The following is an 18,671-nucleotide window of genomic DNA, read 5'->3' as shown; positions in this document are numbered from 1 at the left end:
AATTTCAATAACTGATGGCTAGAGAGGGAGGGAATGAGCGATCATCCTTCCCTCTCTTTTTGGTAGCTCGATTAGTCAGCGAGTTGCATGAAACAATGTATAATATACAGAATTTTGGTTTGGTTGTCTTATTATTCACTTTCAACTATGAAAACAAAAGAGCAAGAAATGACATACTGGATTCTGCTAAGTTAGAAGGACGGTTGGAAGGTGAAGAAAAAAGAATGATTTTCTGAGCAGTACTACTGACTTGCTCAAAGGATATATACTTATTTTGCCCACGCAGTATATATTACTTTGCCAAGTCACTAATACTTCATAAACATCCTTTACTTTGACACAGGCTAGAGGATAAGCAATTGCTTCCTTCTGTAAACAAAAAACGCCCAAAATTGCTCTCTGCTATAAACAATTTGTTATATTTGCATATATATAAGTACGATTATGGAGCGATTGATAGAGATGTATCGAAAGAAGTTGCGATTTACCTCTACCGCCTTTATTAGAAGCACGGTGTACGAGATTAATCGGGATGCCCGGTTGATCGGTATAAGAGGTGCTCGGGGAGTGTACCGCAACAGCATATCAAGCGAAATTTTCCGCAAGACGAACGAACCATATATGTCAGCTTAGATAGTATCTATTTCTCTGACAATACATTATATGACTTTGCGGATCGTTTCGTGAAACGAGGAGGAACACGCTTACACTTGGATGAGGTACATAAATCCCCCCAGTAAAGCCAAGAGTTGAAGAATATATACGATGATATGCCAGAACTGCAAATTATATTTACCGGCCCCTTTTATCCCGAATATCAGTAAGCTCTGCGAATGGATTAGTATCACGAGAAACGTTTTATTGACTTATCTAAACGTATTGGCAGAAAGTAAGCTGACCTACAACTGTTTCTACTTTTGGTATCTCTCGCCTGCAAAAGCCGGACAATATCTACTTGAAAAATAGAAATCTGATGTATATCCTCTCGCCTTTGAAAGCGAATATCGGCAACATGCGGGAGACGTTCTTTGCGAACCAATTGAAAAAGTCTCACCAAGTAACAACCTTAGATTTACATCCGAGTATTACAGATAAAATAGAAAGGATAAATTTGTAAAGTATGAGCGAAGCCAACGATTTTTTGGTGGATGGAATTTATACGTTCGAGATCGGTGGCAAACGAAAAAGGTACTCACCAATAGAAGGGATACCGGACGGTTTTATCGTTGCGGATGATATAAAAATAAGATCCCGTTATGGATGATGGGGTTCTTGTATTAAGGAAGAAAGGGAAGAATAATCACTCATCCTTCCCTTTCAGCCATCAGTTATTGAAATAAAAAGTAATTACTTCGCTGAATATCCCTCATTCTGAGTTAAATTCGGATTACGTTGGATCTCGTTTACAGGGATCGGCCAGTATAAGTCTGTTGCCTTGAATGTAGCACCGCTACCATTCTTAGCGCCAATTAAATCAACGAATTGAACCTCACCCTTGTTTGTAGCGGAGATTTGAGGGAATTTACCTGTACGAACACAGTCATCCCAAATCTTCATTTCCAATGGGAACTCACGTAAACGCTCTTTCCAGCACTCTTCAATAAAAGCTTGCTTGCCTAATCTTTGAAGCTCGGAAGCGATTGTAGAAACATCCTTACCTTCCATGTTAGCACGTGCCTTAACTTGTGCCAAATAGCCGGCAGCCTCAGCGTTTACCCCACTAGACTGAGCGATAGCTTCAGCGGCAGATAATAATGTTTCAGCATAACGATAGAAGTTCCAGTCTTTCGTACCCTTACCAGTCTCTAAGATAGCAGTCTCATCATACCAGTACCAGTTACAAAGCATCTTCATATCCAGAGTTGTTCCATCAACAGGATGCGTATATGTACGATGGAAGAACTGATTCATCTGGGCACGCAAGTCTTTCTCACCATACACATTCAAATAACGCTCGCTAACACCATACACATTTACCCACAAAGAGTATTTGTTTCCAGTAGAAGAATTAGCGAAGAATGTCGGAGAAATCAAATTGAATGCGTGAACCGGGATATTACCGTTAGGAGAAATAGCTGCGTCATATTCACGGGCATAAATAACCTCTGGCAGATCATCTGTTGTACGTAACTTATTGAACGCACTACCTTCCGCAAGGTTATCGTTAGTAGCCAAAGCGAATTTTCCGCTATTGATTACATCTTTCAATGGAGTAACCGCATTAGCGTACTCTCCTAGTCTCATGTAAACATCGGCCAGCAACATATCAGCCGCATATTTTGTCACACGGTGACTATTTCCTGCAAAAGTAGCATTAGGTAAATTCTCTACAGCAAACTGTAAATCAGGAATGATAACTGTATTGAAAACTTCCGATGCAGCCGTACGAGTCGGATATTCAACCAAAGTAGCATCTTCTGTAGGTTCTGTAACCATTGGAACATCACCAAACATTTTTACAAGATAGAAATAGTTCAATGCACGGAAGAAACGAGCCTCTGCTTTATACTGAGCTTGATTATCCATTTCCACACCATCAACATACTTGATAACTGCGTTCGCTACATTGATCGACTTATAACAACTTTTCCAAGTGTCATTAGTCAAATAATTACAACAAGATTGCGTAAAGTCCTGACGAGTCAACTGGCGAGCATAGGAACAGTCTACTTCCTGACCTTCATATTCATTCACGAAATAACCAGTTACCATGTTCATTACAGACAAGCTAGAACCTCTATAAGCACCAGTCATATTACCCATCTTATCGGGAGCACCGTCACGATATAGATAATTGACATTGCCAATAATATCAGCACTTGTCTTATAATAGGTATCCAGCGTCAAGGATGACTTTGGTTCCTCATCCAAAAAACTGTCACATGCGGTAAATCCTACCAATCCCGCACATAAAATAGCCGTTGTTAATATTTTTTTCATCGCAATTTTCTGAATAATTAATTAATTAAAATGTTACATTTACACCCAACGTAAACGTTCTAGCTCTCGGATAAGAGAAGAAGGCCATATTCTGACCAAATTGCTCTGGAGATACCGCACCATTAGATGTAGAGATCTGGGATGTACTTTCAGGATCGTATCCATTAAAGTCTTTCGCCGTGATCAAGAATGCGTTGTTCACATTCAAATATAGGCGTAAGCTACTAAACGGAGTCTTTGCCAATTGATTTGAGTCGAAAGTATAACCTAACTGGATTAAGTTCGCACGTAAATAAGAACCATTAGCCACCCATTGAGAGTCTGTCAATGTATCCTGTCCTGCGTGACCACCGTTGAACAACCAGATAGCTTGCTGCATAGAATTAGGATTCGTTCCATTATATGCGTCATACAAGATATTTGTCAAACCGTTAGTTTGTCCGAAACGGTCATACGTAGAGTGATAGAACTGTTGCAAGGTCTGAACACCAGCGACAAATTGTAGATCCAATGTGAAATCCCAATTCTTGTAACGTAATGTATTGATCATAGATCCAGTCCAATCAGGTACACCTTTACCTATGATCTCACGCTCAGAAGAACGTTTCGCACGACCGATCTGTTTCTTCTCACAGTTACCAGCCTCATAATCCTCGATCGTATAAACGCCTAAACGCTTATAACCATAGAAACTACCTACACTCTCACCAACACGTAAGATGGAAGCACCACTTACCCATTCGTTCTTCAAGATATCCTCGTCATTATCACCTAATGATAAGATCTTATTCTTATTAAAGTTGGCATTGATAGAGGTTGTCCAAGTGAAGTCTTTCGTATCAATATTGCGAGTAGACAACATCAAATCCAAACCTTGGTTACGGATAGAACCGATATTCTTATAAACTGTCTCGAAACCTGTTGTATGAGGAACCGGGGCATCCAATAACAGATCAGAAGTCTTCTTGTTGTAATAAGAAGCATCTAACGTGATTCTATTATTGAACAAACCTAAATCAAAACCTATATCGAATTGAGCGGTTTTCTCCCATCTCAGATCAGAGTTTGGTAATCTATTCAAATAAGAATAGGAATTACGTGTTCCATTCAATAATAAGGTTTCGCTTGTAACTGTTGCCAAAGATTTGTAAACACCAATCTCAGAGTTACCGGTCAAACCATAGCTAGTATGCAACTTCAAGTTGCTGATCGTATTTTGATCAGACATAAAGTCTTCTTGCGTGATGTTCCAAGCCAAACCTGCTGATGGGAAGAATGCGTATTTATTATTCTTACCAAACTTAGAAGAACCGTCATAACGACCAGTAATTGTAGCGGAGTAACGATCCTTGAATGTATAAGCGAAACGTAAGAAATATGAGTTCATAGCCCAACGTTCCCAATAAGTCTTCGGAGCATCAGGCTTCGTACCTGCGTCCATATTGAAGTCCTCAAAGAAATCGCTAGTGAAGTTCTCTGTATACATTCTAGAATAGTCATATTTACGCTCCTGCCAAGACAAACCGGCCATAGCATTGATACGGTGCTCACCAATCGTCTTGTTATAAGTCAAGTAAGTCTCTTCCTGCCAATAAAGAGTATTTGCGTGATATCTTTCAGCACGTCCATGTTGGTCATATGCCAAATTCACCAAGTCACTTGGCATATATTTGTGCAAAGTCTTAAAGTTAGCGTCAACACCGAATTGAGTCTTCAAATCCAAACCTTCGATGATATGGAATGTCAAGGCTGCATTACCGAATACTTTTGTATTATAGTTCATATTCTTATAAGTCTTCAAGATATGAACAGGGTTAGACATTGCCTCAAAGTCCATCGGCATACCTTCTGGAGTATTAGTAGAAGTATACTTTCCATCGTATTGAACCGGCATCCAAGGAACCATCTCGATCATAGTACGACGAGCGTCCTGTCCACCGCCATCCTCAGGAGTAGAGTTGCCCCAAGTATGATTTACAGCTAAATTGACCGCTGTAGACAACCATGTCGTAGGATTGGCGTCATAAGCGATCTTCGCATTCAAACGTTTTGAATAGGTATTCAGCATGATGCCTTGGTTATCAGTATAGTTCAAGAATGCACCCATAGATGATTTCTCGCCACCTTGCTGAACATTCAATTGATGGTTATGAGAGATCGCTGTACGAGTTGCCTCATCTTGCCAATCTGTATCATAAAGAGGATTACCGTTAGAATCGAAGAAACGACGATCTGTAAACCAATCCGCACGATTAGTAGACCAGTTAAATGGATTGCCATCCTTATCAGATCCCCATCTATTCTCATTCTCAATACCTTGCATAAAAGCATCGCACCACTCCTGCGCATTCATCGTATCCATCTTACGAGCGCGATGAGCCAAGCTTACAGAACCAGAGTAGCTAACCTTCGTTCCACCTTCTTTGTTACCACGTTTCGTAGTAACCATGATAACACCATTGGCACCACGAGCACCATAGATAGCAGTAGCGGAAGCATCTTTCAATACCTCCATAGACTCGATGTCATTCGGGTTCATCAAATAGAAGTTCTCCATTACTACGCCGTCCACAACATACAATGGATCAGAAGAAGCATTAATTGTCGCTTGACCACGGATAACAACACGGCTACCATAAGCACCCGGCTGGCTAGAGTTAGAGAAGATATTTACACCGGCAGCCTTACCACGCAAGTTATCCAATGCACTAAAGTTTTGAGCTTTTAACATCTCTTCTCCTTTAGCTGTAGAAATAGAACCTGTTACATCCGATTTACGCATCGTACCGTAACCTACTACTACTACCTCATCCAAAGTCTGTGTATCTTCTTTCAATGTAACATTGATTGCAGATTGGTTGCCTACAGGGATCTCTTGAGATAAATAACCAATATAGGAAATCACCAAAACTCCGTCGGCGGGCACACCCTCGATCGTATAATTTCCATCGAAATCAGTGATCGTACCGTTTGTAGTGCCTTTCACCACCACGTTAGCGCCAATAACAGGCTCACCTGTACCGTCAACAACCACACCTGTTACTTTCTTGCCTTGCTGCACTGCCATTACTTCATCAACCGTGCCTGCGGGAGCGGGAGCGGCCATAGCGGCGTTTACAGAGAAGGCAGAAAGCAGCAAACAGAACGCTGAGGCTTTAGCTATCCCCTGAATGGATAATAGCTTAGATTCATTCTTTGTCATTTTGCTTTGTTTTTTAATTAAGTTTAGATTGATTACATTGTCTATGTAATTTTTATCGTTATAGATGGACATAGTTCGTACGGAACTAGTGCGCCATTCATGGTCTATATCATTAAAAACTGGGCAAATGTATAACTTTTTTTGCAAACTAGACTTAAATCTATAGTATTTTTTTAATAAAAATGACACATTTATCACAAATCACCCCTTGAAACCAAGAATATCAGCCCCTAAATGTACTAAAAATATATTGTTCCGTACGGACTTACAATAGTATCATCGTCTTTCTATCACATAAATAATTAACTATCAAATATTAACAGTAAAAACACTTTAAATTGGTTACAATAAACAAATGTTAAATTTATTGAGATTCAAGGCTAGGCGAAAATGGCACTAGTATGGCTTCTATGAAAAAAACAGATAATATATTCAGAGACTGGATAATATGAAAAAATTTAGCCTTCCTTTATAAATAAAAGAAGAACCACATTATCTACAATCTTTCTACCAAGAAAGCGCCATAGACTTATTCCCACAAGGCTTGAAATCCAATAAGGCATTACCCGAAACAGAGTCTCTCATGACACTCTTCACCCATCACTCTAACACAAGCAAGTCTTCTGCTTAGAATAATACTGATTTATTTGGGATTAGATCCTATCAAAACATTCAATATACAAACATAAGACAAACTGGATAAGGGCGGGCAAACCCCGCCCCTTACCATGCTACCAAGATAATTTTATAAACTTATTCTCCCACGGAGCGAAACTCAACGGATTCCCCGAAACTGGGTCTCCTACGACATCACAAACCGTAGTTTTCACAAAATTAATTTTATCTGAAGCTACGGAGAAAGTAGCTGGCTTCCCGCCTATCTCACGCAATTGAAGCATAACAGCATTCTCGCCTTCCACAGGCCTCATGTTTACCAACAACAAATTCTCCGGTACGATCTTGAAAATGGAAGCCGATTGGAGAGGCTCCACCTTTTTATCTCCGGCAGGCAAAACACGGGTCAAGAACGGAATCCGGTTTTCCCAAGCGAACTTAGTCGCATACTCAATAGAGTTGTCTTTCGAAGAGTTGATGAAGTAACTCCATTGCATCTCTCCCATTTGGTCCGCATTGAAATTGGTTACCCAGTAGTTGTTCATCGGCCATGAATACATATTCGTGGACTGAGGTACGGCTCCGGCTTTATACCGCCCCGTATTGATCGCCCCAAATTGCATTAATGGTATTTCTTGGCTACCCATCACGACCTGTGACTCTCCATTACGAGCCGTAGCGAAGTTTTGCACCGTGTACCAATCGTTAGAGGAGCCCGGGATTTGGTCTACACCCGCCTCAATCGATCCGCCGGGTACATCTAAATGGATCTTTCCTCCTTCAACCTCAAACGGGAAAGCGATATAAACCGCTTCCGGATCTGTTACCGCTCTTTTGCGCAGGCGATAAACTACCTCGATTTTCTTTGTTACGTTAAATACACGGAATTCCACCATCAAATTATTCGGCTCACGTCCCGCTACTGTCTCTCCCCGGAAACGATATGTATCCCAGACATCGCCTTTCTCATATTTCTCGAAACGCATCTTCTCTGGGCGACGGCGGAGGAATTGGGGAGCACGATATTGTTCCATCGGATGACGGCTATCGATAATCTCATAAATAAACTCTCCCATCTCCCATTCCGCATCCGGCGTAACCAATTGTTTGTTCAAATCCTTATCACATAATTTACGAATCGTACCTTTACGGGTATTGAAGTCGATGGCATACCAAGGATTCTCCACATGTGTCTCTTTTAATTCCGTAGTGCCCTGTATTTCCGGACGTGGCGCATCCTTCACCTTTATATAATACTGTGCGTATCCCAAAGCCGGGACTTCTTTCACGTAAAAGTTCCAATAAGTACCATCGGAACGGCTTTCGCCGGCTTGTGCGGGAATTACGTTGCCAGCCGCATCCACGATCTCGAAAGCCTTGTCTTTCGGAAGAATCTGATGATCGACATAAGCTTTAGCGATACCGCTATAACTCCAGTTGAGCGTATTGAATACAGCGATAGACGGAACGTCGCTTTTAGGCACGAACGACTGTAATATACCCATAGTGGCCTCTCCCAGCAAACCGGAATGGCGATAGGCTTCCCACGCATACGATTGCTTCAAGGAGCGTTGTTCCCAAGTTTCCAGTCCATAAGCGTTACGCACGCTCTCACTATGCCCGAAAGTATGCTCATCATAGAACAAAAGAGCTTTGTTGATATCATAAATCCGATCATTGATGTCTGTCGGCAATTGAGCGCCTAGCATTTTGGCGAATGACAATCCGGCTTGGTTCGCGATAATATCCGAGTGAGTCACACGAGATATGGCGGCCTCGCGGGCACCGGAAGCGAAACCATCCGTCCACCAATCCGGCCAAGCTCCACGAACGGTCTCGATACGATCCGCATATTGGCTCTCTACCGTTTTAAAGAACTCACTGGCTACCGCCGTGCGTAATTTCGGCCATTCATATTTCTCGTTCCATTTCTGTAACATCTCGCAACTTTTAGTCGAAGGGGGCGCATTATCCGTAAGATATCCCGAATGCTGTACCGCTAATATATCATACGGATAATTTTTCGCTTCCATTTCACCTAAATAAGTTAAAACACGTTCCTCGAACTGGTCAAAGTTATCCGTATGAATCCCGAAAAAATTACCATAGTGATAATGCTCCGCACGATAAGTCAAGACCTTCTTCCCTGAAGGTGATTCCCACCAAAACACCGTAGGTTTATCAAAGCAGATCAACGCCCGATGGCCATGGGTTCCCATATTCACATATTTCACGCCGGCATCCGCGAAATACTCGCTGAAACACCAACCGATACCATTCACGTCGTCTTGCATAGCTACCTCGGCACGCATCCCATTTTCCCTGAATTGCTTGATCGGATAAAGAGAAGCGGCAAGTGTCTGCTCATCCGGTAATTCGTCAAAATTCAAGAACATCGTTGCTAATTCAATACGGCCTTCCTTTACCCGTTGCTTCAAGCGAGCGATCTGTTCCGCAGGACGACATTTCAAATATTCGCTAACCGCCCAAGCGATCTCGCAAGTCCAACGGAACTTAGCGAAATCCGGATAATTATCCGTAGCATCGCAATAGTCCAACGCATAATCAATGTATCGAAGCTGTTCCGCCAAGATTTCCATTTGGGAACGGGTATAACCGATATCCGTATGCGTGTGCTGCACCATATTCATCTGCCAATGGCGAACCGGTTTTACGGTAACCGTACTTTCCTCTTTCTCTTTCCCACTTGTCAGCGTCAACGGTAATTGGCGAGTAGCGCTAACCTCGGGTATCTCGATTCGGAATACATTATCCCCGGACGCCAGTTTCTCTTTACGGCTTTGCTCGCCTAAACGGATCGTCACTGTAGAAGGCTCTCCTTCATGTTTCACGGAGATCTCGACCTTTTGGGTCAGTCCGTTTTTCGATTTATAAACCGCCGGCAATACACGGCTCTTGATATCTGATAATCCCGGAGACGCATGAACCGACAATGTCCCGATCAACAAAGCCAATCCTGCTGATAAATAAGTCCTTTTTTTCATCTTATCGTGTTTTTATTGATATAAGTCCTATATACAACATACATATTAATAATAGCATCAAACCGGCTACCTGTCCGAACCTATCGGCTAAGCCTCCCATACAAGGCGTAATCAAGGCGCCTCCTGACACCCCCATAATCATCAAGGCTGAGACCTCGTTGGATTGCTCCGGCCGATGTTCCAAGGCGAAAGAGAACAGGATCGAAAACACATTCGAACAAGCCAAGCCAACCAGTACGATCATAACGCCCATGCTCCACAAGCTATCCGAGATAAGCAATCCTATGAAAGCAAGGATAGCGATAAGCATGCTTCCCCTTAAGAAGGGTCGTGACGAGATCCTCGCCAACAATATAGCCCCAAGGAAAGAGCCTCCCGTACGAGCGGCAAAATAAAGGCTACTCCCTAATCCGGCCTCTTGCAACGGCATGGATAACTTTTCCATCAATAGCTTGGGGATCGTCGTATTCAGACCGACATCGATCCCGACAATACACAGAATCCCCAAGAAAAGCATCCGTATCCTAGCATCTTTACATAAAGCTAATGTAGAGGCGAATGAGGCTTCTTGCTCCTCTCCTTCCTCTTTACCCGGAATAGTCGCTATCAACCAGATGATAGATAACAAGGTAGTCACCGAATAGACAATGAATATCAACTTCCAATCCCCCCAAAAAGAGGAAGCGACCCCCGCAATAATCGGACCTAAGAAGGAAGATACCGCCTTAATAAACTGCCCTAACGTAAGCACGCTCGTTACCTTATCCGGATTTACCACCCGGGCTACCATCGGATTCAAAGACACTTGCAAGATCGTATTTCCAATTCCCAGCAAAGCGAACGCAAACAAGATACAAGCAAAGTCATAGAAGAAAAGAGGTATCAGCATCGCCAAGGTCGTGATGGCCAAGGCAGCGACTACCGTATTCCTACGCCCGTGCCGTCCCATCCAGATACCGGTGGGGACAGAGAACAGGGCGAACCAAAGAAAGACCATCATGGGTAATAGGTTCGCCAAGGTGTCGGACAAACCAAAATCCATCTTCACATAATTCGTGGCAATTCCCACGACATCCACGAATCCCATCACAAAAAAGCCGAAAAGGATCGGGAATATAGCGGAGTTCGTACTTTTAGTTCTCATATCGATCTTTTGGTTGGCTACCCATTTCTAAAACCAAATGTCCACCTTGAATAATCTCCGAGAAAGGAATACGAGTATCCGTCAATGGTTTCCCGTTTAAGTTCATCGATTGCACGTAATCATTTTGCTTACTATTATTACGAGTCTCGATCACAAATTCCTTCCCTTTATAATAGCGGTCATTCAGCCGGATCGTAATCTTATCGAACAAAGGACTACCCAAAGCGAAAGAAGGCGCTTGATCCGTCAAGCCTTTCATATCGAATAAGCCTAAGGAAGAGATTACGTACCAAGCCCCGAGCTGGCCTTGATCCTCATCTTGTCCGTAGCCATAACCGTGGATGCCATCCGTACCATAGAACTCATTCAAGATCGCCCGCACCCATTTTTGCGTAAGCGAGGGACGACCGGCCTCGTTGAACATCCAAGGGATGTGCAAGCACGGTTGGTTTCCTTGGTTATACAAGGTTTGCAAACCGGCGAAAGCCCCTACTTCCGTGCCTCCGCTAAAGATTAATTTACGAGACACCGTGAAGATGCTATCCAGCCGATGGTTAAACACGTCTGCGCCTACTTTCGCGACCAAGCCTTTCGCGTCGTGCGGTACATAGAATGTATATTGCCAAGCGTTACCTTCTTGGAATCCACGCCATACTTGCATCGGATTGAAGTCCTCGATAAACGTACCATCCTTCTTTTTAGGACGGACAAAATTACAGGAAGGGTCATAGATACGCTCCCAGCCTTTCGATAAGTCCATCAAACGGTTATAATCGTCCGTCTTACCCAGTTGCTTCGCCCATTGGGCCACGGCCCACGCACTATAAGCATATTCCAAGGTATGGGAAGCGGAGAACATGAAAGCCTCGTCCGGCCCGTCCCCCTTATCCAAATGAGGCACATAACCATATTCCACGAAATAACGGGTATCGATCTTTCCTGCGCCCAATGGACGATTCTCCCCATCCAACTCATTCTTCAAGCAAGCCTCATAGGCCGTATTCACATCGAAATCCCGAATGCTACATTGATAAGCGCCGGCGATAATCGTACTTAATAAATTCGTACCAACCCCGGAGACATAACGGCTATTAGCGATTCCATCCGCCAGCCAGCCGGCGTCCTTGTACACCAACAAATGGCTACTTATATAATCCGAATAATATTCCGGATAGGCCAAAGCCCAAACCTGCGTCAGATTCCATTGCGCTCCCCAAGCGGCATCGGTATTGTATAAGTTATGTACCGGTTTTCCGTCTTTCAAAGGGATTTGTCTTACCGAGCCATCATTTCTCGGATAAGCGCCATTCACATCGCTAGCCAATCCACGCCCCAATAAAGCGTGATACAAACCGGTATAGAATTTCACCTTATCCTCTCGCGCTGGAGTCTCTACCCGGATACGTCCCAAATATTCTTCCCATGTTTGGCGAGAGATTTCCCTTGCCTCGTCAAACGTAAGGGTAGCGGCCTCAGTCTCCCTATTTAACCGGGCATTCTCCACGGATGTATAGGAAAGACCTACTTTAGCGGTTACCGACTCTTGATCTTGGGTACGGAATGTCAGATAAAGTCCGGCCCCCACGCCCGTCGCTTTCCGTTCATCCGGACGGATATCCGCCCCGTTGAAAGCGCCATATCCAACGGGAGCCTTATCCAGCACCGCCGAGAAATACAAAGGAACCGATGCCCCGGGCTGGTATTTCCTCACATATTCAGGCTCGGTAATCACCCAGCCCTCGATACGCCCGTCTTCCGTAAAAGTAATTTCCGCGTCCCGCACGGCTCCGCTTTCTCCTTGGCGGTTTCCTATATCGAACAAGATACGGCTATCCTCCCCGGCCGGAAACGTATAACGCTGGATAGCGACACGAGGGGTAGCGGTAAGCTCCGCCCGGATCGAGTAATCTTTTAGGAGAACGGAATAATAACCGGCGGTAGCGATCTCGTCCGCACGATCAAAACGGGAACGGTATCCTATACCTGTCGAGTCGTCTACCGCCCCGGGAATTGTTTTCAATGAACCCGTCGTAGGCATCAAGACGATTCCACCGATCTGAAACTCATGCAAGCAGGGGAAACCCTCGATCGATTGATCCCGATAATCGTAACCGGTAGCCTCCCAACCGGATTTATTCCCGATATGCCCGTTCGTAGAAGGGGCCGGCTTGGCCATACCGAAAGGCATCGCTCCCGGGGTAAAATGAAACCAACGGCAATGCGCCGTGCCGATCCGAGGCTCTACATATTGGCTAAGCTCCTCTTGCTGGACCTTCTTGCCTTGTGTCACGCAGGATGTGAAAACCCCGCACAGGAACAAGAGGAAACAGACCGGCTTCATACTATACTTTCTCATAATTTATTTAGATAGATGGTTTAACGCAAAAACATAAGCACCCATAGCGATCGAGCGGTTGGCTCCTTGCTTGCTGAAGGTCACCCCTATCCGTTTACAAGGATCGTATCCTACCTTGCGATTCGTACCCGGGACTAGCACCTCGACAGCCTCTCCCCGGGCAAAACCGGCGAAGCTCTTCTCGTCGTCCAAGTCATACACCTCCTTTTGCAAGCGCCCGAAACGAGCACCGTCCATCATTCCCGTCTGCGCGTTCATCTCTTTCAACAAGGCCGGCAGGATGTACTTGGAAGCACCGGACAAACCACCGCCTATCACGATAAGCCCATCGATCAAGGTAATAGCGGAAGCCAACGCGTCCCCAGCCATCTCACCCAACTCCTCAAACGCGGCGATAGCCGCTTCCCGGTTACCCGGACGAATACCCTCGGCGATCTCGAAGATCTCTTTCGGGGTACGCGCCCCCGCATCACCGCTCCGCTCCGCATAGACACGCATGACCGCCCGTATGCTGACGCTCTCCTCCACGATATACTCCGGGTACTTCTTGTTCCGCAGGCACCATACATATCCTCCCGCCGCGTTATCACCCCGCAAAAGCTCTCCATCGATGACAACCCCGGCACCAAAGCCTGTCCCTAGCGTGACACCTAGCAAATTCTTATATCGTTTCGTACTTCCCGCCTCCCGCAAACGGCGGTTGATCTCCGGGAGCACTCCCGTCAACGCCTCTCCGTACGCGAACAAGCTTCCGTCGTTATTGATAAATACCGGTATCCCGAATATATCTTCCAGAAACGGGCCTAACGCTACGCCACCCCGGAAAGAGGGGAAGTTGGGTAAATCGCCTATAATACCGGCTTGATAGTCTGCCGGACCGGGAAAAGCGAAACTGATAGCGACCGGAGTTTCCGGCAAGCCTGCTTGAATTGCCTTAAAACCCTCTACCAAATTGCCTAAACACTTATCTAAACAATCTGCGCATGCCGGAAGAACTACCGGATCGGCTATCTCTTTTCCACCTTGGATGGCAGAGAAGACAAAATTCGTTCCTCCCGCATCCAATGTCATTACTATTCTATTGTCATTTGTGTACATCATATATTCCTTTTCTTTACTTAAAGAGGTCCCGCCAGTGCCACAGCAGTGGCACTACTTTGCCATTAGAGGTGACACAACCTTGCCTTCGAAGTGGCACAATCGTGCCATCAGTAGTGGCAAAGCAGTGCAATGCCTATGGCAAACGGTGATTATTGCCTAAAACGTACGTAAGCCTTTATAGTACCACAATATTTACCTACAGACGATCCATACGGACGGATCGTATATTCACCCACGCAAGCCGGGATGATAAAAGTCTCCGCGTAATGAACGATGAAAGGTTCGAATGCGCCTGTCGGGCTCTCCACGATCAACTCATCTCCCTTGATCACGTTCAGCACTTGCACCCCTCCATTCGTATTGTGAGGCACGATATCCGTGAACCAATGGCGGCGGGTCTCGATGAACTCGTTCTCGTGCAAGCCGGTCCGTTCCTCTCGCCATCCGTCTCCCTCGGCGACCATCTCCACTTGGTTGATCAAGTGGTTACGGACAAACTCCGTTTGCCGCTCCCATTGGATCACTTTCGAACCGTGGCCGATATTAATAGGTCGAGGCAGTCCGTCCAATCCCAAGCGGCCCCAGTCCCAAAGCTTAAACGTAAAGATACTTGGCGTAGCGCTAATCTCAAGCACCATGGCACCGGCTCCCGAACAATGGACCGTTCCGGCGGGAATCAGATAATGATCATGGCGTTTAGCAGGCCATTTATTGACATATTTCTCCGTATCGAAAGGCTTTCCGGTCTGTTGGGACTCGTTTAGGGCAGCGATCATCTCGTCCGGATTTACACCGGTTTTCAATCCCAGATAAACGGTAGCGTCCTCCTCAGCATCCAGCAGGTAGTAGCTCTCGTCCTGCGTATAATAAATCCCGAACGTATCCCGGATATATTGGGTGACCGGATGCACTTGTAAACTTAGGTTTCCTCCTCCCATCGTATCCAAGAAGTCGAAACGGATCGGGAAATCTTGCCCGAAACGAGCCTCGACCGGCCCGCCCAGCAAGTCTCTCGTCTTATAGAATACCAAGTCATTGGAAGGGATCTCAAACAGCTCTCCGGCAACTTTCAGGTATAAACTATTTTCCTCGGGCACGCAATCAAAACACCAGCCGAAGTTATCTTGCTTTTTATCCAGATCACAGACCTCTTTCATCCATTGGCCGCCCCAAGGAGCCGGATCGAAGAAAGGTACTACCCGGAACGGAGTATGCGCCGTTTTCTCCAACCCTTCTTTCAAGGTCTCCCCGGAAATCATCTTAGGTGTTCCGACGATATGGGTATCCAACCAATAATCGACCTTGGGAAGGACTTTCTTCTTCAGATTATCGCAAACAATCCAATCAATAAAATATCCTCGCTTATAATGGTACGACGGGGCTTCCTCCCGGTTTTCCACACCTAGCCCGTTCACCTCTTTTCTACGGGAACGCATCTGAATCTCCCAACGAGCCATGTCTGCGTAGATCAATTTGTCCGGAGCGGGAACGATCTCGGCGGCGGCGTGGCCATAAACGATTGTCCAGCCTTTTCCATCACGCAAGGACTCCCGGCAGGCGTTCACCTTCTCCGCATCCAAGAAATCCGTATAAGAGAAATGAGCCCGGCGGCCAAACAACCGGTCATCCGTCAGATAAGGATAGGTCATCGCCTCTATATCTTCTGCCGATTTAAATAAATCTCGCGTATTGATAAAACGATCGGGCGCGAGTGCTTGCAGTTCACGCATCAACTCCTCGTGATGAACCCCTTGGTAGCATTCCACCACCCAAACTTGTGATCCATTTGTTTCCGCATGTATCTCCGCCAATCGCTTCCGTATCGATTCCCAGCCTTTCCACAAGGTACCGTCTACAACGGTGGCCGGCATTTTATCATAATTACTTTTTCTCATCTCTTTTGATATTTAATATTGCACGCTTGTATTTAACTCTTATTTTTCTCTGCCCAATCCCTTAATAATTCAATCGCCTTAGATAACACTCCGGCCGACCCCTTGAAATTACCAGAGCCACTGGGGACACCGCCTTTGCCATACCATTCGTAGAATCCGTCATTTTGGATCACACGCTCGATCATCGGATGAATCTCCGCATAAGCCTCCTCAACCATTCCATTAACGACAAGCTGCTGGATCATCCGACCGCCAAACCAAGTCCAATCCCCGCCATTCTGATACAGATAAGCCTTTGACATTCCTCCATGGAAAAAACCATCCGGATACACGGGATATAAGGTAAGACCAATGCTTGGCATACCCGACAGGCGAACATTCTCAAGCATCTGGGCATTTACGGTACGTATCTCGTCTTTCGATAATAAGCCGGCCTCTATAGCGATAGCCGTCCCACCATGATAATGAATGGCAAGTTCATCAAAACCTTCCGGAATCGGAGATTTCTCCGGATAAATATGAGGAATGAACTTCTGGCGCTTTACATCCCATAGATGAGCCCGCACATTTCTCTCGATTCCCTCACGCAGACTTTTCCAACGGGAGGCTTGCGGAGAATCAGGAGCCATTTCCAACAAATAATCCAAAGCGATTATGAACATAGCGTTATCATATACATCGATAGCCAGATCCGACAAATCATTCATATCACATCCGAAATCGTCATTCGGCTGTACATCGCCCCAATCAGCGGTCATTGCTCCATAAAGCAATCCATATTTCTCATTATATCGTTCCCGCATCAGATAATCTACCATCGCGTTCATTCGCTCGAGAACGGTCTTCCCGGCAACTTTCTCATTCAATATCTCCCGATCACCCGTCTTACGAATGTATTTACCTACGATCTGAATCAAGGAAGACTCTTGGTCCGTCTCTACCGTATTCTTAAAAGCGACATGTTTCGGAGCGGCATTCGAATAATAAGGCGTATCATCATACCATGTAAAATCTTCTTTCAGCACATAACCATCGATCATCTCATCATTCGGCTGTTGAAGAGCGAAAAACAATAAAATAGCTTCCCGCAGTTCGTGTGGATCACTCTCCTCGCAAGCGATCTCTATAAACGTATTCATATCACGAGCCCATATCTGGGAATAACCGCTCCCTGCGTTAAAGCCACTACGAATGGTCGCACGAGCCATACTATCCACCTTATGTAAAGCCGTGTCGGACAATATTTGATCGGCCAATCGCTGTTTCTCGGTCAATCCCGTACAGGATAAAAAAGATACAAATACAAAAGAAGTTACAACTAGAATTTTATTCATGGCATTAAATTATGATTTATGGCGGCAAAATTATTTCAATAATTCAGAAAGGAATACTACATTTGTTCCGATTTACTTGTACAATCTTATGATTTATAGATTATGGTCAAGATAAAAGAAGGATTTAAGGGGGAACGGCTCGTCTCTTTGCCCGAGGAACTATTGACAAGCTATCAAAGGGAACCGCTCATCAATAATTTATATGTACGTAAGATAGGTTTCTTCCCACGTGTTAAATATCATTTTCTCCAAAAAGAACATGGCTGTGACTACGCCATGCTTATTTATTGTACGGAGGGAAAAGGATGGTATCGTATCCTCGGTAAACAATATACCGTGGAGAAATACCAATATATCATCATCCCTCCCGGTATCCCCTACTCATTCGGGGCAGACGAGGGAGATCCATGGACTATTTACTGGTTACACTTCCAAGGGAAGCTTTGCGATCAATTCCTGCCGTCGCATCCGGTTCCGGTCACTATTTCGCCGAATGAATATTCCCGTTTACAAGATCGGTTACGGCTGTTTGAGGAGATATATAGCAGTTTCTCCATGGGATATATTAAAGAATATATGATTTATTCCTCCATGTGCCTTTACAATTTTCTGGCCTCTTTCATCTATCTGGAGCAATTCCGCCATATCATGATTCCCTCGCAAAAAGAATATCCGTTCACGGCACGGGTTATTCATTATATGCGTGAGAACATCCAGCAGAATCTTACCTTGAAGGAATTAGCGTCTTATTTCAAATATTCCCCTTCTCACTTCTCGGCTCTCTTCTTTGGCGAGACCGGGGTCTCGCCCATGAATTACTTCATACGCTTGAAAATACAGAAGGCTTGTGAATATATCGAGCTAACGAATATGAAGTTGAATGAGATCGCCACGCATCTGGGATTCGAGGATGCCGCCTACTTCTCGCGTACGTTTACGAAAGTTATGGGTTGCTCTCCTTCCGTTTATCGTAAAAAGGAGATGGAGATATAGAATTCGTTTGGATTTCTAGTATTTCTCATGAGAATAAAATATATTTGTACAATAGATATTTAAACGAACATAAAGTAAGTAGTTAC

At 44.8% G+C, this 18,671-nt stretch carries 11 protein-coding genes; 3 read left to right on the top strand and 8 right to left on the bottom strand.

Annotation, left to right across the window (positions count from 1 at the left end; translation table 11 throughout):
• Positions 1 to 444 precede the first annotated feature (444 nt).
• Complete coding sequence (locus tag HMPREF0999_RS01270) at positions 445 to 633, top strand: hypothetical protein (RefSeq protein ID WP_005866426.1); 189 nt, start codon at positions 445 to 447, stop codon at positions 631 to 633.
• Between the two features lie 487 nt (positions 634 to 1,120).
• The gene (locus tag HMPREF0999_RS22595; protein WP_005866422.1) at positions 1,121 to 1,264 is read left to right on the top strand and encodes a hypothetical protein; all 144 of its coding nucleotides are present in this window, start codon (positions 1,121 to 1,123) and stop codon (positions 1,262 to 1,264) included.
• Between the two features lie 83 nt (positions 1,265 to 1,347).
• Here the strand turns inward: HMPREF0999_RS22595 and HMPREF0999_RS01265 are convergent, their stop codons facing one another.
• The 8 genes from HMPREF0999_RS01265 to HMPREF0999_RS01230 all read right to left on the bottom strand — a co-directional run bounded on the left by HMPREF0999_RS01265 (position 1,348) and on the right by HMPREF0999_RS01230 (position 17,592).
• Positions 1,348 to 2,940: a RagB/SusD family nutrient uptake outer membrane protein gene (locus tag HMPREF0999_RS01265; RefSeq protein ID WP_009274970.1), complete on the bottom strand. Its 1,593-nt coding sequence runs from the start codon at positions 2,938 to 2,940 to the stop codon at positions 1,348 to 1,350.
• A gap of 25 nt (positions 2,941 to 2,965) precedes the next feature.
• Positions 2,966 to 6,142: a SusC/RagA family TonB-linked outer membrane protein gene (locus HMPREF0999_RS01260; RefSeq protein ID WP_005857976.1), complete on the bottom strand. Its 3,177-nt coding sequence runs from the start codon at positions 6,140 to 6,142 to the stop codon at positions 2,966 to 2,968.
• A 731-nt stretch (positions 6,143 to 6,873) separates the two neighbouring features.
• Complete coding sequence (locus HMPREF0999_RS01255; protein WP_009274969.1) at positions 6,874 to 9,762, bottom strand: hypothetical protein; 2,889 nt, start codon at positions 9,760 to 9,762, stop codon at positions 6,874 to 6,876.
• 1 nt (position 9,763) lies between these two features.
• The gene (locus tag HMPREF0999_RS01250; protein WP_009017168.1) at positions 9,764 to 10,906 is read right to left on the bottom strand and encodes an MFS transporter; all 1,143 of its coding nucleotides are present in this window, start codon (positions 10,904 to 10,906) and stop codon (positions 9,764 to 9,766) included.
• The gene (locus tag HMPREF0999_RS01245; protein ID WP_009274968.1) at positions 10,896 to 13,262 is read right to left on the bottom strand and encodes a GH92 family glycosyl hydrolase; all 2,367 of its coding nucleotides are present in this window, start codon (positions 13,260 to 13,262) and stop codon (positions 10,896 to 10,898) included. Before HMPREF0999_RS01245 ends, HMPREF0999_RS01250 begins: the two co-directional genes overlap by 11 nt.
• Positions 13,263 to 13,265: 3 nt before the next feature.
• Positions 13,266 to 14,363: an ROK family protein gene (locus HMPREF0999_RS01240; protein WP_009274967.1), complete on the bottom strand. Its 1,098-nt coding sequence runs from the start codon at positions 14,361 to 14,363 to the stop codon at positions 13,266 to 13,268.
• Between the two features lie 149 nt (positions 14,364 to 14,512).
• Positions 14,513 to 16,258, bottom strand: a complete 1,746-nt coding sequence (locus HMPREF0999_RS01235; protein WP_009274966.1) for a class I mannose-6-phosphate isomerase — start codon at positions 16,256 to 16,258, stop codon at positions 14,513 to 14,515.
• A gap of 32 nt (positions 16,259 to 16,290) precedes the next feature.
• Positions 16,291 to 17,592 carry a hypothetical protein gene (locus tag HMPREF0999_RS01230; RefSeq protein ID WP_009274965.1) on the bottom strand — a complete coding sequence of 434 codons (1,302 nt, stop codon included), beginning with the start codon at positions 17,590 to 17,592 and terminating at the stop codon, positions 16,291 to 16,293.
• A gap of 102 nt (positions 17,593 to 17,694) precedes the next feature.
• On the opposite strand from HMPREF0999_RS01230, the gene HMPREF0999_RS01225 reads away from it, so the two are divergent.
• The gene (locus HMPREF0999_RS01225; RefSeq protein ID WP_009274964.1) at positions 17,695 to 18,585 is read left to right on the top strand and encodes an AraC family transcriptional regulator; all 891 of its coding nucleotides are present in this window, start codon (positions 17,695 to 17,697) and stop codon (positions 18,583 to 18,585) included.
• Positions 18,586 to 18,671: the final 86 nt, after the last annotated feature.

It is taken from the genome of Parabacteroides sp. D25, from assembly GCF_000307475.1.
Taxonomy (GTDB): domain Bacteria; phylum Bacteroidota; class Bacteroidia; order Bacteroidales; family Tannerellaceae; genus Parabacteroides; species Parabacteroides distasonis.
The sequence above is the reverse complement of the archived record's forward strand: the minus strand, read 5'-3'. Positions and strand labels throughout refer to the sequence as shown.

Bases quoted from the DNA above. Each gene is read 5' to 3' on its own strand.
- HMPREF0999_RS01260 (WP_005857976.1), bottom strand. From the start codon at position 6,142: ATGACAAAGAATGAATCTAAGCTATTATCCATTCAGGGGATAGCTAAA.
- HMPREF0999_RS01270 (WP_005866426.1), top strand. From the start codon at position 445: ATGGAGCGATTGATAGAGATGTATCGAAAGAAGTTGCGATTTACCTCT.
- HMPREF0999_RS01240 (WP_009274967.1), bottom strand. From the start codon at position 14,363: ATGATGTACACAAATGACAATAGAATAGTAATGACATTGGATGCGGGA.
- HMPREF0999_RS01245 (WP_009274968.1), bottom strand. From the start codon at position 13,262: ATGAGAAAGTATAGTATGAAGCCGGTCTGTTTCCTCTTGTTCCTGTGC.
- HMPREF0999_RS22595 (WP_005866422.1), top strand. From the start codon at position 1,121: ATGAGCGAAGCCAACGATTTTTTGGTGGATGGAATTTATACGTTCGAG.
- HMPREF0999_RS01255 (WP_009274969.1), bottom strand. From the start codon at position 9,762: ATGAAAAAAAGGACTTATTTATCAGCAGGATTGGCTTTGTTGATCGGG.
- HMPREF0999_RS01225 (WP_009274964.1), top strand. From the start codon at position 17,695: ATGGTCAAGATAAAAGAAGGATTTAAGGGGGAACGGCTCGTCTCTTTG.
- HMPREF0999_RS01230 (WP_009274965.1), bottom strand. From the start codon at position 17,592: ATGAATAAAATTCTAGTTGTAACTTCTTTTGTATTTGTATCTTTTTTA.
- HMPREF0999_RS01250 (WP_009017168.1), bottom strand. From the start codon at position 10,906: ATGAGAACTAAAAGTACGAACTCCGCTATATTCCCGATCCTTTTCGGC.
- HMPREF0999_RS01235 (WP_009274966.1), bottom strand. From the start codon at position 16,258: ATGAGAAAAAGTAATTATGATAAAATGCCGGCCACCGTTGTAGACGGT.
- HMPREF0999_RS01265 (WP_009274970.1), bottom strand. From the start codon at position 2,940: ATGAAAAAAATATTAACAACGGCTATTTTATGTGCGGGATTGGTAGGA.